The sequence below is a fragment of the Candidatus Neomarinimicrobiota bacterium genome, from assembly GCA_041862535.1.
In the GTDB taxonomy this organism is placed as follows: domain Bacteria; phylum Fidelibacterota; class Marinisomatia; order SCGC-AAA003-L08; family TS1B11.
In genome coordinates, this window is sequence record JBGVTM010000358.1 from 1 (window position 1) to 13,644 (window position 13,644).

Consider the following 13,644-nt stretch of genomic DNA (forward strand, 5'->3'; position numbering starts at 1 on the left):
GCCAGGCGGGCTCCGCGTTTGATCAGGTCCTTAACCTTGGACCGATCGCTGGTCAGCGGCGTATTCTTGTGAAATGTGACCTCGTCAATACCAAGCTGCTCGCTGTAGTCACTCAAAAGACCGATGAGTGGCTCACCAATGGTACCGGTACCGACGACGTGGACAATCTTCCTTGCCATGGCATTCTACCCGTTTCCCGAGAATAAGTGTCGGTTCATCGCTGTAAAATCTGCTTGCGCTCCCGCAACCACGTGCGTAGCACATAGGCCAGTATCACAACCCAGACGCTGATGATGCTGGCCAAAAGAAAGCCGTGATATTTAGGCATCGCTTGTTCCTTCCGACCCCCTGAGCCGCCGGAATTCCATCGCGCCCACATGCCGCCTGAAAAGAATAAGGTAAATCAGGATAAGCGTAAAGCTAAAGAGCGAAAAGAGAAAAACTCGCAGAATGGAAGAAGATTGCTGGGCCATTTCCATCTGGGGATGACTTTGCACCTCTGGCGCCCACCAGGTTACGGCGGTGAGAATAAGTGGAATGTCAATTACCGCCAGGATGCCGATAACTGCCGCATAACGAGAGGCACGCTCATAAGGCCCACCAAAGGCCCGAACCATGAAGTACCCTACGAAAATGAGAAACAGAACCAGCATTGTAGTGAGACGCGGTTCCCAGCTCCATGGCTTGCCCCAGATGGGCGTGGCCCAAATAGGCCCAGTGATAAGAATCAATAAGGCAAACAGGGTGCCTACCTCTGCGCCGGCCAGTGACCATTGGTCCCATCTGGTCTGGCGCGTTACCAAGTAAGCAACGCCGGACACGGCCACCAGTAAATACGCCAGGAGAGCATTCCAGGCCAAGGGCACATGGTAATAAAAAATCTTCTGGGCCATTTCCTGTTCCGAAACCACGGGGGCCACCCGATAAATCAACCACAGATTAACGATAACGGCCACCAGCGTCACCGCCAGAAAGAGCTGGTTGTGACGTATGCTATTGAAGGCTTGCATCTATTGCTCCGAAATATAATCAAAGATGAAGGTACCCGCTAAGACGAACAGGAAAAAAAATGTTGTCAAGAGCATGAGCCAGAAATCCCATTCACTTATCGGTCGACGGGCCAGGGCCGCACTGGTGGCTTTAGTTGCAGCTATAAGCAGAGGCGTCAGGAGGGGGAACAGCAGGATAGGCAGTAACGTTTCGCCGGCAGGTGAACGAAGGCTCATGCCAGCAATGAGGATTCCAACCGCCGCTATAGCCAGGTCGGCCAGGACGAAAATGAGAGCCAGAGCGGCCGGAGCTGCCAACAGGGGCACGTCCAGGAACAAGCCGAAGAGCGGCAGACTTACTATCTGGGCCGCCAGCAAAAAGAGAAAGAAAGCCGCCGCTTTGCCCAGATAAATTGTACTGCGGTCCACCGGTGCACTGAGCAACAATGAATATGCTTCCAGCTCCTTCTCCTGCCCGAAGGTCCGTAGCAAGCCCAGTACCGCCGCAAAAAAGTAGGTCATCCATATGAGGCCCGGCGTGAAGGATCTGAACCGGGTCGGGGCAGCGTCAAAGGCAAAGGCGAAGAGCAAAATAACCGCCGCTGCGAATACCACCATAGCCGACAAGCTTTCCCTGGTGCGCAGCTCCAGGCGAAGATCCTTGAGAAATATGGTCCAGGAGCCCATCAAGAACACCCGCACTTCATATGGGAAACAAGGATATCCGCCTTGGGAGCAGCTACTTCCTGCCTGATGATACCAAGGTCCAGCAGAAGAGCCCGATTCGCTTGGGTGGCACCCCACCCCAGGTCGTGACTGGTAAAGAATACCGTTCGGCCCTGAGACCGCCAGCGCGCGATAGTGTCACTGAGGAGGTCTGCTCCCTCCACGTCCAGTGCCGCGGATGGTTCATCCAAGAGCGCTACCTGCCATGCCGCTAGCTCCAAGCGGATCAAGCCCAGGCGCTGAAGCATCCCCTCAGAGTAAACCCGTATGGCCTCATCCTCACGGCCCGCGAGTCCATAGCAAGCCATAAGATTGTGGAAGGCCTTTTCGTCCCAGACCTGCTTTCGCAATCGGACACTGAGCATGAGATTTTCTCTGGCTGTGAAGGCGGGATAAAGAATCGGGCGATGACCCAGATAGATCATGTCCTTTCGCCAGCGACCGTTAGGAGTAAAGAGGGGCTGTCCGTTCAGATTGGCTGTGCCCGCTTCGGGGCGCATGATGCCAGCCAGGATACGAAGCAGGGTGGTTTTACCGGCCCCGTTACGACCAAAGAGCAAAACGGTTTCACCGGCATGCAGGGAGAACGAGACATCCCGAAGCACCGGGCGCAGGTGGAAAGACTTGCTGATGTGCTCCGCGATGAACAGGGTGGTCAAGAGGAATCGAGAGCTAGTTTAACAGACCACGGCCACAGCTGGAGCAGAATCGGTCCCCGGGTGAAACCGCCGCCCCGCAACTAGGACATTCGGAAACCCCGGCAGCAGTCCTTGAGCTTCCCCCCGGTGCCTGTCTACCAGGCGGGCCTTCCAACTGCTGGATGACCTCCGCTACCTCAGTGATAAGATCTGATCGGATGCGATCAAAATCCTCTTCATTGATGCGTCCTATCGCCCGCTCAAACTCCGCTTCCCGGATTTGCTTGTAGAGATTGACCTTGCGCAGCTCCAACGCAGTGTTCCGGGTAGCCTCCTCCTCACCAATCGCTACCACCTTCTTCGAGAGGAAAGGGACCAGCACATAATAGGTAGTGCTGATAAAGATCAGAAAAAGGATGATTGGGGCCAGGATCGCGTCCATCTTAGATGTTCAGCTCCTGCATTTCTTTCTCGATCCTTTTGAAAAACTCGTCGCTGTAAGACTTGCGAGCTACGCGCGCTGCCTGGGTAGCCGGGATTTTTATCCGGCTGATAAAATAGACCAACAATAGACCACCTAACAGCAGGATCGCCGCTGGCATGATATAGGCCAGCAGGTTAAAGCCCTGTGGTCGTGGCCGGGCCAGGATTTGCTCGCCGTAGATGGCCACGTATATATCAAGGATTTCCTCCTTGGTCTTGCCTTCAGCCAGCAGCCGGGCAATCTGGGCTTTCACCTGCCGGGCGGCCTCCGAATCGTGATCCCCCACCGGGCTGCCGTAACAGCAGGGAGCCATAATCTCGTACTCTAATTCCCGTTGCAGGGCATCCTTACCGGTTCCGGTCACAACCTGGCCGGACTGGTCTTGCTGGCCCAAGACAACCGCCACCGAAAAAACGAAGGCTATGGCAATAAAAAGGCGGGTCATGCCAATCTCTCCTGCAACAGCCGATCCGTTCGGCTGGGCCAAATGGCCACCAAGGTGCCAATCACCAGAATTATGCCCCCCAGCCAAATCATCTGCATCATGGGATTAATCATGATTTTCAGGGCAACGCTGTCGTTCTCAGCGTCCATTCCCCCTATAATCGCATAGAGATCCTCCAAAGGCCGGGAATAGATGGCTATTTCGGAATTGGGTTGATCATTTTGATCGGTATAGGTCCGCTTTTCGGGCCGGAGAACAGTCACCAGTTTATCTTTCCGGCTCACGGAAACATCAGCAACTAAGGCCCGGTGATTTGACCGTTCCACGATGTAGTGCCGGTCAAGGGTAAAGACATACCCTTTGAGGTACATACTCTCCCCCAGCGCTAGGGTCAGGTCCTGCTCCACAGAGAACGCTTTGCCTATAAAGCCCACACACATAAATAGAATCCCTAAGTGGACAATGTAGCCACCGTAACGGCTGCGATTCTTATCCACCATATTCCTGAAAGCTATGATTATGGATTCCCCGCCGGCTATGTACCGGGCGCGAATACCACGTACGACTTCGATCATAATACCCACCAGCACGAAAGCGACCAGACCACTGGTGAGCAGGGGATAGATGTGCCGTAGGCCGAGAAGCCTGTCCACCGCCAGGGTGACAATAGCCGCCACTACCGGGATGGTGAAGTTGCGCCTCAAGGTTCCCCACGACGAGCGCCGCCACGCCAGGAGGGGGCCCACACCGATCATGAGCAGGAGCAGTAGACCGATAGGGGTGGTGATGCGGTCAAAGTAGGGTGATCCCACCGTGATTTTGGTGCCCCGCACTGCCTCAGACAGTATCGGGAACATAGTGCCCCATAGCACCGCCAGGGCCAAGGCCACAAAGATAAGGTTGTTAAAGAGGAACCCACTCTCACGGCTGGAAAACGACTCCAGACGGTTTTGTGAAGTCAGCTCGTCTCTCCGCAGAAGCACCAAAATAACACAGGACAGAATAATAAACAGAACAAATCCAAAGAACCAGATACCCAGATTGGTAGCGGCGAAGGCATGGACCGAGGAGAGAATACCGCTGCGGGTCAGATAGGTGCCGAATATGGTTAGTGTGAACGTGGCCATAATGAGAACCACATTCCACAGGCGGAGCATATTTTTCTTTTCCTGGATGATCACCGAATGAAGGTAGGCGGTGGCGGTGAGCCATGGCAGGAGGGAGGCGTTCTCAACCGGGTCCCAGGCCCAGTAGCCACCCCAACCCAGCTCCACATAGGCCCATCGCCCACCCAGGATGATGCCGATACCCAGTAACAACCACGGAACGAGGGTCCAGCGGCGAGTGGAACGGATCCAGGTGGCATCCAGACGCCGGGTGACCAGTGCCGCGATGGCAAAAGCAAAAGGAACCACGAAGCCTACATATCCCAGGTACAGCATGGGAGGGTGAATCAGCATCACCGGATGCTGAAGCAGGGGATTTAGACCCATACCGCCGGCTTTCACCATCGCACCTAAGGGCAGGGGCGTGAAGGGATTTTCAAAGAAAATTGTAACGATCAGGAAGAATAGCATTACTATGGCCATTACCATGTTCACAAGCGGCATAAGGGAGCGGTTGCGGTTGCGGTTAATATAACCCACCAGGAAAACATACACTCCCAAGACGGCTAGCCAGAACAGGAGAGACCCTTCCATGCCGGCCCACAATCCGGCAAACTTATATATGGCCGGGGTGGCAGTACTGCTATAGCGGGCTACGTACCCCAGGTCAAAATTGCTCACCATAAGCTGATGAACGAGGGAAAGTGTGGCGATCAGGATCAGAAAGGTGGAGACCAGGAGTCCCCGTTGAGCCCCGATAAAAAACCGCCGGTCGCGATTGGCCAGGTAGGCCATGCTCAAGGCCAGAGCCAGACCGCAAAAGATAAAAGCCAGCTGCAGGGAGGTCGAGCCTAATAGTATCATGGCAGACTAAGTATCCGCCTTCTTATCGACGCCGCGCTTATCGATTTCAACCTCGTAGCGGGAAGCACACTTGGTCATAAGGTTATCCACCAGGAAAACCCCATCGTGGTATTCACCCTCAATAATTACCTCGGCTTCATCCTTGAACAAATCCGGCGTTAGACCTTCATAATGGACCGGCAGGCGGTTATCACCCTGAGCCATGACAAAATCGACGGTCAGCCGGTCCGCTGAGTAGGTAATGGAACCGGCCTCCACTAGCCCTCCCAGGCGGAAACGGTTCTGTTTCCAGGTGCCCTGCTTCGCGTGCAATTCAGCGATACTTACGTAGGGCACCTCCTCCTTCTCAGTACCGATAATAATCCAACCGAAAGTGACCAGAGCGACGGCCAGAATCAGGAGCACAAATTTTATTCTTTGACTTTTCATGGGTGTAATTCCCTGCTGCAAATTTATCTTGAAATGCGAATCAACTTCCCTATCTCAGAGTCCTGCTTTGTTTATAACACTTTAATTAACAAATAGTTCCATTTCCCTATCGGAAAAGAGCATGTGTAGAAATTTTGAATTTTTGATGAAGAATCTTCAGATTTCATCACCATAATCGACCTTATCCATCAGCATGAGCTTCAGCCCTTTGAATCCTTCTTTAGCATGCACAGCCAGCTGTTCCTGGGCCTCACAGCCGTGCTCAAGCACCTCTTCCACCGTTGCCACCACGCTCTCGGTGCCCAGCTCACCTAGAGAGGGGCGTACGTAAGCCACCATTTTCTCAACTGACTCACCTATGGTCATGATCTGATGGTCCCCGGGATCCGCCACCTTCGCATCAAAACCGAAACGGGTGGCCTTCCAGAGAGCATCGTTGAGATATTCCATTTCAAAGTCCTGCTGCAAATGGTTACCCGGTAGTTCCGCGACGATGCGATGGCAGATGGCCTGACCCAGGGCTACAAGCATCTCAGTGCGCTTGAGCGAACGTTGCATGTCGAATACCCGAAACTCCACTGTCCCGTAGCCGGCATGGGGTCGGATTTTCCACCAAATCTGTCGGGGGAGATAGATGGAGTCCATCGCCAGGTAAGTTTCCAGTACCTGCTGGAAGTGCTTAAAGTTGCGGAAGGTGCCAGGGATATTGGTCCGGGGAAAAGCCCCGAACTGGAACGTGCGGGCTGAAAGCATACCGGTATTATGGGCTCGGAAAAAGGGCGAATTAGTAGACAGAGCCAGCAAGGGAGCCAGCCATCGGCGGGCAGCGTTGGTGACGATGATAGCAGTCTCAGCATCAGAAACCGCCACATGGACATGGATGGCGAAAGTGATATTCCGTTGAGCATAGTAATGGAGCTGACCGGCGACCCACTGATATCCGGGACTGTCCACGAACCGCTGTTCAGCTCCCAAGGCCGTGGGATGCGTACCGCTGATCCCGATGCGGAAGCCCCGCTCCTCCCCGATCTCACGGACCCGCCGCCGAAAGTGCCTGATGTGGTCCATGGTTTCGTAAACCGTCTGGGCAGCGGGCGTGTTGATTTCGATCTCCGACAGAATGAGCTCATAACTGAAGCGTTCCTTCTCATCCTCGTCAATATGAGCCAGAACGCGGTCAGCACACGGCACCAGGTCTCCGGTAGTGGGATGGCAAAGCATGTATTCTTCTTCCACCCCAACCGTAAAGCACCGGTCATGGGTGAATAGATCGGCGTATTTTGACATATTCTTGGGGAACTAAAACCGACTAAAAGACGGTATCTTCCATCCAAACGCCCAGCTCTTCCTTCATGGCAGCTACGATTTCACCAAGGGTGGCATAGACCTTGGCCGCTTCAATCACCGGATAAAGGATATTTTTAGAAGAACGACACGTTTCGCGAATGTGCCCGAGTGCAGCTTCTACGGTGTCACCGTCACGCCGGGCCCGCAGAGACTGCAGCTTCTGCCGCTGCCAGCGCTCAACTTCCTCTGAAATCTCCAGAATAGGGATATCCAAGACTTCATCTTCATTGACGAACTCGTTCACGCCAACGATAATCCGCTGCCTAGCCTCCAGCGCTTTCTGGTAATTGTAGGCCGCCTGGGCAATCTCCCTCTGGAAAAAGCCGGCTTCGATAGCTTCGATAACGCCTCCCAGCTCATCAATTTTCTTAAAATAGGACTCGCCCTGCTCTTCCATCCTGTCGGTAAGTGCTTCTACGAACCAGGAGCCTGCGAGGGGATCGATGACATTCGCAGCACCAGTCTCGTAGGCGATGAGCTGCTGGGTACGCAGGGCGATCATAGCCGCCTTTTCCGTAGGCAAAGCAATGGTTTCATCCATAGCATTGGTATGCAGTGAATTGGTGCCCCCCAGGATTGCAGCCAGAGCCTGGAAGGCGGTGCGAGAAATATTGTTTTCTGGCTGTTGTTCGGTCAGACTGCAGCCGGCGGTCTGGGTGTGGAACCTCAAACGCCAGGACCGTGGATCCTTGGCACCGTATTTATTTTTCATCCGCTTGGCCCAGATCCGTCTGGCGGCCCGGAATTTGGCGATCTCTTCAAAGAAGTCCAGATGGGAATTGAAGAAAAAAGAGATGCGGGGGGCAAAAGCATCCACATCCATGCCACGCTGTATACCATGCTCCACATAGGCGAAGCCATCCGCCAGAGTGAAAGCCAGCTCCTGGACCGCGGTACTTCCCGCCTCGCGAATGTGATACCCACTCACCGATATTGAGTTATAGCGCGGCATCTTATCAGTACAAAACTCGATCATGTCGGTGATGATACGCATGGATTCCCGGGGCGGGAAAATCCATTCCTTCTGGGCGATGTATTCCTTGAGGATATCTGCCTGGAGAGTACCGGTGAGCTCGCGGCGGGGGACACCTTGCTTCTCAGCCACGGCCACGTAGAACGCTAGCAAAATAAAGGCCGGACCGTTGATGGTCTGGGAAACGCTGATCGCCCCCAAATCGATACCCTCAAACAGGGTTTCCATGTCCTCCAGCGAGGAGACATTGACCCCGCAACGGCCCACTTCACCCAGGGCTAAATCGTCATCGGCATCGTAGCCCATGAGGGTCGGCATGTCGTAGGCCACCGAAAGCCCGGTCTGGCCATGTTTCAGGAGAAACTTGTAGCGCTCATTGGTTTCTTCAGGGGTGCCGAAACCGGCGAACTGGCGCATGGTCCACAGTTTGCCGCGGTACATATTGGGATAAGCACCACGGGTGAAAGGATACCGCCCCGGGAAACCCAGTTGCTCCATGTATTCATCGGTCAGTTCTGGCGGCAGGTACAGCAGATCCACCGGCTGGCCGGATACAGTATCGAAACTATAATCCCGGACCGAGGAGTTCTGGACCTCATCAGCCCACTCTCGCCGTGCAGCTCCAGCCCGGGCCAAAATGCCTCCATTCCTGGATGAACTCATCGTCCCTCCTATAAACTCAATACGATAAGGTGTTACAGAGACAGCGATCGCTACTTCTGGGTAGCCATCGACGACACAAGTTTCAGTACTTGTTCGACAATTCGGGCTGGAGTCAGCCCGAGCATCTCCAAGAGTTCTTGCCGTGTCGCATGCTCCACAAACTCATCCTTAATGCCAAGCGCTGTGAAATGATTCTGCTGACCTCTCTGGTCTAAGTAATCTTGGATAGCAGAGCCAAAGCCGCCGGTTACAGCTCCCTCTTCAATAGAGATAATGGGCACGTCTTGCTCAGCCAGTTGCTCAAGCAACACCTCGTCAAGTGGTTTGACGAACCTACAGTTTACCACCGTCGCATCGATATTATGTTGCTGGGACAGCTCAGCCGCTGCTTGCCGCGCCGCCACCACCATACTCCCAACAGCCAACAAGGTCACGTCCGATCCATCCCTGAGAATTTCCCACTCCCCGCGCTGAATAATCGTCGCCTGTCCGTCAGGATCAAAATTGATGCTGCCATCCTTGGGATAACGGATAGCCACCGGGCAGTCATAACCTACCGCGCTGAACAGGAGATCGCGGAGCTCGTTGCCGTCCTTGGGAGCGCAGACCACCATACCGGGAATCATGCGGAGATAGGCCAGATCAAATACTCCATGATGGGTAGGCCCATCGGGACCTACGACGCCGGACCGGTCAAGGCAGAAAATTACCGGCAGGCTCTGGAGGGCGATATCATGGATAATATTATCATAGGCCCGTTGGAGAAATGTGGAATAGATAGCCACCACGGGGCGCGTCCCCTGGCTCGCCAGTCCGCCTGCGAAGGTAACTGCGTGCCCTTCGGCAATCCCTACATCGAAGTAGCGATGAGGATATTCCCTGGCATAGTCGGTCAGGCCCGTACCTACTTCCATGGCAGCGGTAATACAGCAGATGCGTTCATCACGGGCCGCCAGCTCCCGCACTACCTTGCCGAAGACCTTGTTATAGTCAGGCGACGCTTTGCCGTTATGCTTGCCGCCCTTGCGACCGGGCAAACTATAGTAGTGCAGCGAATCGTCCTCGGCCTCCTTGGCCCCGTGACCCTTCTTGGTCAATACATGAACCAGTGTGGGGTAGGGTAAATTCTTGACGTTCTTAAAGACCGAGATCATGGAATCGTAGTCGTGACCATTAATCGGGCCAAAATAGCGCAGACCTAGCTCTTCAAAGAGCAGGCCGGGAGTGATAAGGCTTTTGAGTCCCTCTTCCAGACGACGGAAAAAGATGCGGACAGCCTTAGTCCCTAGGGGCAATAGTCCGGTAGCTTTCCAGATATCATCACGGATTCGGTTATAGAGGGGATTAGCAACTATCCTGGTCAGGTAGGTGGAGAGGCTGCCCACTGAGGGGGAGATGGTCATTTGATTATCATTGAGAACCACTGTCATTTTCGTCTTCTTGAAGCCCAGATTGTTCAGCCCCTCGTAGGCCAGGCCGCCAGTGAGGCCGCCGTCGCCGATCACAGCTACCACATGTCCCTCTCGGTTCGTGAGATGGCGGGCTTCCGCAATTCCGAGGGCGGCAGAGATGGCGGTGCTGGCATGGCCCGTGCCGAAAGCATCGTGCTCACTCTCCGACCGGCTCGGGAAGCCACTAATACCTCCTTTGGAACGCAGTGTGCGAAAAACATCGCGACGACCCGTGAGGATTTTGTGAGCATAGGCCTGGTGGCCCACATCCCAGACCAGTTGATCTTCGGGTGAATCGAAAACATAATGCAGAGCAATGGTCAGGTCGACCACCCCTAGTGGGGAGCTGTAATGACCGCCACTATCCTGAACCACGGTCTTGATCAGGTCGGCCACTTCTACTGCCAGCTGGGGCAGTTTATCCCGCGGGATCTTTTTCAGATCAGCAGGGCTGTCAACAGTCGAGAGAAGCGGATATTGTTCAATCATACCGCCACAGATTGCAAAAATAATTCATGGATGCGTGTGTTCCGGGTGAGCTCCGGATGGAAAGTCGCACCCAGGTGGCAGCCCTGCCGGACGAGGACCGGCTCATCATCGATTCGTGCCAGGATCTCCACATTTGGACCAACTTCTTCTATTCGTGGGGCCCGGATAAAGATCGCGGGAATCATGTCCATCCGCCCATTGACCTGCACCTGCAGGCTGGTGGTGAAGGAATGGACCTGCCGCCCCCAACTATTGCGAGACACTACCATATCAATAAGGTTCAGACCGATTACGCGAGTGTCGGAAGGGTCTCGAGCCATAAGGATCAGCCCGGCGCAGGTGCCCAACACCGGCCGCTCCCGGGCAAACTCGATCACCGCCTCCCGGAGCCCACTGCGATCCAGCTGCTTGCTAATAGTGGTGGATTCACCACCGGGAATAATTAGACCCCTCAAGTCTTCCAGCTCATTGGGGTAACGGACAGACTTTGCCATTTGTCCTAAGTTAACTAGTATCTCCATGTGTAGGGCGAAATCGCCCTGCAGGGACAAAACGCCGATGGTGGTTACCAACCGCGCTCCTGCAATCGCTCTTCCGGGGGGATTTCAGACATATCCAATCCCCGCATGGCACCTTTCAGACCAGCGGAGATCTGCCTGAGTTTCTCTGGATCATTGAAATATGTGGTAGCTTCCACAATAGCCTGAGCCCGGGGGGCGGGATCTTCCGACTTGAAGATGCCCGAACCCACAAACACCGCCTCGGCCCCCAGCTGCATCATGAGGGCTGCATCGGCTGGGGTGGCAATTCCACCGGCGCTGAAGTTGGGCACCGGCAGCTTGCCGATTTTGGCCACCTGTTCCACCAAGCTATACGGGGCACCCAACGCTTTAGATTCGGCCATGAGCTGGCTCGGCTCCAACACGGTGAGGCGGCGGATGGCTGACTGAATGGCGCGCATATGCCGCACCGCTTCTACAATGTTGCCTGAGCCCGCCTCACCCTTGGTGCGAATTAATGCGGCACCCTCACCGATGCGCCGGAGGGCTTCCCCCAGATCCCGAGCACCGCAGACAAACGGCACCTTGAAATCGTGCTTGTAGATGTGATTTTCCTCATCAGCCGGGGTCAGGACTTCACTCTCGTCGATGAAGTCCACTTCCAGCGCCTCCAGAATCTGAGCCTCCGCAAAATGCCCGATGCGGCACTTGGCCATCACCGGAATGGACACCGCCTTCTGAATGGCTTGGATAACCTCGGGACTGGACATGCGGGCAATGCCCCCATCCTCGCGGATATCGGCGGGAATACGCTCCAAGGCCATTACCGCCACGGCGCCAGCGTCCTCAGCAATCTTGGCCTGTTCGGGAGTGGTGACGTCCATAATCACCCCGCCCTTTAGCATCTCCGCAAGGCCGACTTTAACTTCGAATGATCCCTTTTCCATATTGATTATTATGACCTTCGGTTGTTCTCTCTATCCTCCGCCTCGAATCTACAAACGGCACCCACACCTTAATAGCAATTCTTTATCTCCCCTGTGTAAGCCCTCTCAACCCAGTGCTAATCTCTTTTACTAAGTAAAGGGGCGCACGTTCCCGGACCTGTCAGGCCACCACCTCAGGCTACGCCGGCATGCAGGGCTGTCGTGATGGCCTCAATCTTTGATTTCACCTCTTCAATAAGGTAGTCGGGCGTGGAGGCGCCAGCGGAAACACCCACTTTTTGAGCCCCCTCGAACCACTCCGCCTTGACATCAGCCCCGCAGGTCACCTGATAGGACCGGGGGTTCCGATCCAGGGACAACTGCGTCAAACGCTTAGAATTGGCTGAGGTAAAGGAGCCAATGATAATCATCACATCCGATTCAGCCGCCAGATGCTTGATCTGCTCATGGTTGCGCTTGGTAGGGAAGCAGATGGTATTCACAAAGCGCAGGTCAAAAACCTTGGTCATGAGAATGTTGATAATTTCCTGAACATTCTCGATCATCTGGGTAGACTGACAGACCACCGCGGCCCGCTTCATTTTCCTGAGTGTCTGGGCTTCTTCGGGAGTCGCCACGATGATAGGATTAGGAATCTGGCTCGCGATCCCAATCACCTCATCATGTCCATGGTCCCCGATGATGATGACCTGCCGGCCATCGGCGGAAATTTTCTGCACTTCATTATGGATTTCTCGCACCAACGGACAAGTGGCATCAATGACCCTGATGCCCCTAGCCTCGGCCTGTTCCCATACCGCTACCGGTGTACCATGGGCACGAAATAGCACTGAGGCACCATCAGGGACATCATCCAGCGAACTCACCACCTTCCCTCCGGCCTCAGCCAGATCACGAACCACCTGCTCGTTATGAACGACATCACCCAGCATATACACCGAGCCATAGGTCCGGGCAGCCTCATACGCCATGTTGACCGCATCCCGCACACCGAAACAGTAGCCGGCATCCTTGGCGATCACAATTTCCATACCCTGCTGCTCAACTTCGTCAAATCTTCGCTGGCGTAATCCCCGCCTGCTTCTGGTATTTGCCGTTCTTATCTTTATACGATTTCCTGCACAGCCCACTGCCTTCAAAAAAAAGCACCTGGCAGATGCCTTCAAAGGAGTAAATCTTCGCCGGGAGGGGGGTGGTATTCGAAATCTCCAGGGTGACGTAGCCCTCCCACTCCGGTTCAAAGGGTGTCACATTGACGATTATGCCGCACCGCGCATAAGTTGATTTACCTACGCAGAGCGTAATGACATCCCGGGGTATACGGAAATATTCCACACTGCGAGCCAAAGCGAAGCTGTTGGGCGGGATGATGCATACCGGACCTTTAAAATCAATAAAGGACTTAGGGTCCACTTGTTTGGGATCAACGATGCTGTTGTTCACGTTAGTAAATATTTTATACTCATCTGCAACCCGCAAATCGTATCCATATGATGAAATACCGTATGAGATGGTCCCCTGGTTAACCTGACCGGCCTCGAATGGCTCGATCATACCCCGCTTTCTGGCCATCTCCTCAATCCAGTAATCCGG

At 54.3% G+C, this 13,644-nt stretch carries 14 protein-coding genes; all 14 read right to left on the reverse strand.

The window, feature by feature from the left end; all coding sequences use genetic code 11:
• Positions 1 to 320 precede the first annotated feature (320 nt).
• Entirely contained in the window at positions 321 to 1,010 is a 690-nt protein-coding gene (locus tag ACETWG_12860; protein ID MFB0517476.1) for a cytochrome c biogenesis protein, read from the reverse strand.
• A complete protein-coding gene (locus ACETWG_12865; GenBank protein MFB0517477.1) occupies positions 1,011 to 1,676 on the reverse strand; it encodes a heme exporter protein CcmB in 666 nt (221 codons plus the stop codon). It lies immediately after the preceding gene.
• Positions 1,676 to 2,374, reverse strand: coding sequence for a heme ABC exporter ATP-binding protein CcmA (ccmA, locus tag ACETWG_12870; protein ID MFB0517478.1), 699 nt, complete (start codon positions 2,372 to 2,374; stop codon positions 1,676 to 1,678). Before ccmA ends, ACETWG_12865 begins: the two co-directional genes overlap by 1 nt.
• A gap of 13 nt (positions 2,375 to 2,387) precedes the next feature.
• Complete coding sequence (locus tag ACETWG_12875; protein MFB0517479.1) at positions 2,388 to 2,795, reverse strand: zinc ribbon domain-containing protein; 408 nt, start codon at positions 2,793 to 2,795, stop codon at positions 2,388 to 2,390.
• Position 2,796: 1 nt separating this feature from the next.
• The gene (locus ACETWG_12880) at positions 2,797 to 3,282 is read right to left on the reverse strand and encodes a cytochrome c-type biogenesis protein CcmH (GenBank protein MFB0517480.1); all 486 of its coding nucleotides are present in this window, start codon (positions 3,280 to 3,282) and stop codon (positions 2,797 to 2,799) included.
• Complete coding sequence (locus ACETWG_12885) at positions 3,279 to 5,252, reverse strand: heme lyase CcmF/NrfE family subunit (protein ID MFB0517481.1); 1,974 nt, start codon at positions 5,250 to 5,252, stop codon at positions 3,279 to 3,281. The genes ACETWG_12880 and ACETWG_12885 overlap by 4 nt, the downstream gene beginning before the upstream one ends.
• A 6-nt stretch (positions 5,253 to 5,258) precedes the next feature.
• Positions 5,259 to 5,681, reverse strand: coding sequence for a cytochrome c maturation protein CcmE (locus tag ACETWG_12890; protein ID MFB0517482.1), 423 nt, complete (start codon positions 5,679 to 5,681; stop codon positions 5,259 to 5,261).
• Positions 5,682 to 5,837: 156 nt separating this feature from the next.
• Entirely contained in the window at positions 5,838 to 6,968 is a 1,131-nt protein-coding gene (locus tag ACETWG_12895; protein ID MFB0517483.1) for a YbdK family carboxylate-amine ligase, read from the reverse strand.
• Between the two features lie 22 nt (positions 6,969 to 6,990).
• Positions 6,991 to 8,664 carry a methylmalonyl-CoA mutase gene (locus ACETWG_12900; GenBank protein MFB0517484.1) on the reverse strand — a complete coding sequence of 558 codons (1,674 nt, stop codon included), beginning with the start codon at positions 8,662 to 8,664 and terminating at the stop codon, positions 6,991 to 6,993.
• A gap of 50 nt (positions 8,665 to 8,714) precedes the next feature.
• Positions 8,715 to 10,604 (reverse strand): 1-deoxy-D-xylulose-5-phosphate synthase, encoded by a 1,890-nt coding sequence (gene dxs, locus ACETWG_12905; GenBank protein MFB0517485.1) that lies wholly within the window; start codon positions 10,602 to 10,604, stop codon positions 8,715 to 8,717.
• Positions 10,601 to 11,176, reverse strand: coding sequence for a pyridoxal 5'-phosphate synthase glutaminase subunit PdxT (gene pdxT, locus ACETWG_12910; GenBank protein MFB0517486.1), 576 nt, complete (start codon positions 11,174 to 11,176; stop codon positions 10,601 to 10,603). Before pdxT ends, dxs begins: the two co-directional genes overlap by 4 nt.
• Positions 11,170 to 12,051, reverse strand: a complete 882-nt coding sequence (gene pdxS / locus ACETWG_12915; protein MFB0517487.1) for a pyridoxal 5'-phosphate synthase lyase subunit PdxS — start codon at positions 12,049 to 12,051, stop codon at positions 11,170 to 11,172. Before pdxS ends, pdxT begins: the two co-directional genes overlap by 7 nt.
• Before the next feature lie 173 nt (positions 12,052 to 12,224).
• Positions 12,225 to 13,082 (reverse strand): 4-hydroxy-3-methylbut-2-enyl diphosphate reductase, encoded by an 858-nt coding sequence (gene ispH / locus ACETWG_12920; protein MFB0517488.1) that lies wholly within the window; start codon positions 13,080 to 13,082, stop codon positions 12,225 to 12,227.
• A 19-nt stretch (positions 13,083 to 13,101) separates the two neighbouring features.
• On the reverse strand, positions 13,102 to 13,644 hold a 543-nt coding region (dcd, locus tag ACETWG_12925; GenBank protein MFB0517489.1), incomplete at its 5' end, for a dCTP deaminase.

Excerpts from the sequence above, each read along its gene's own strand:
- ACETWG_12860 (MFB0517476.1), bottom strand. The coding sequence starts at position 1,010 with ATGCAAGCCTTCAATAGCATACGTCACAACCAGCTCTTTCTGGCGGTG.
- ACETWG_12865 (MFB0517477.1), bottom strand. The coding sequence starts at position 1,676 with ATGGGCTCCTGGACCATATTTCTCAAGGATCTTCGCCTGGAGCTGCGC.
- ACETWG_12875 (MFB0517479.1), bottom strand. The coding sequence starts at position 2,795 with ATGGACGCGATCCTGGCCCCAATCATCCTTTTTCTGATCTTTATCAGC.
- ACETWG_12880 (MFB0517480.1), bottom strand. The coding sequence starts at position 3,282 with ATGACCCGCCTTTTTATTGCCATAGCCTTCGTTTTTTCGGTGGCGGTT.
- ACETWG_12885 (MFB0517481.1), bottom strand. The coding sequence starts at position 5,252 with ATGATACTATTAGGCTCGACCTCCCTGCAGCTGGCTTTTATCTTTTGC.
- ACETWG_12890 (MFB0517482.1), bottom strand. The coding sequence starts at position 5,681 with ATGAAAAGTCAAAGAATAAAATTTGTGCTCCTGATTCTGGCCGTCGCT.
- ACETWG_12895 (MFB0517483.1), bottom strand. The coding sequence starts at position 6,968 with ATGTCAAAATACGCCGATCTATTCACCCATGACCGGTGCTTTACGGTT.
- ACETWG_12900 (MFB0517484.1), bottom strand. The coding sequence starts at position 8,664 with ATGAGTTCATCCAGGAATGGAGGCATTTTGGCCCGGGCTGGAGCTGCA.
- dxs (MFB0517485.1), bottom strand. The coding sequence starts at position 10,604 with ATGATTGAACAATATCCGCTTCTCTCGACTGTTGACAGCCCTGCTGAT.
- pdxS (MFB0517487.1), bottom strand. The coding sequence starts at position 12,051 with ATGGAAAAGGGATCATTCGAAGTTAAAGTCGGCCTTGCGGAGATGCTA.
- ispH (MFB0517488.1), bottom strand. The coding sequence starts at position 13,082 with ATGGAAATTGTGATCGCCAAGGATGCCGGCTACTGTTTCGGTGTGCGG.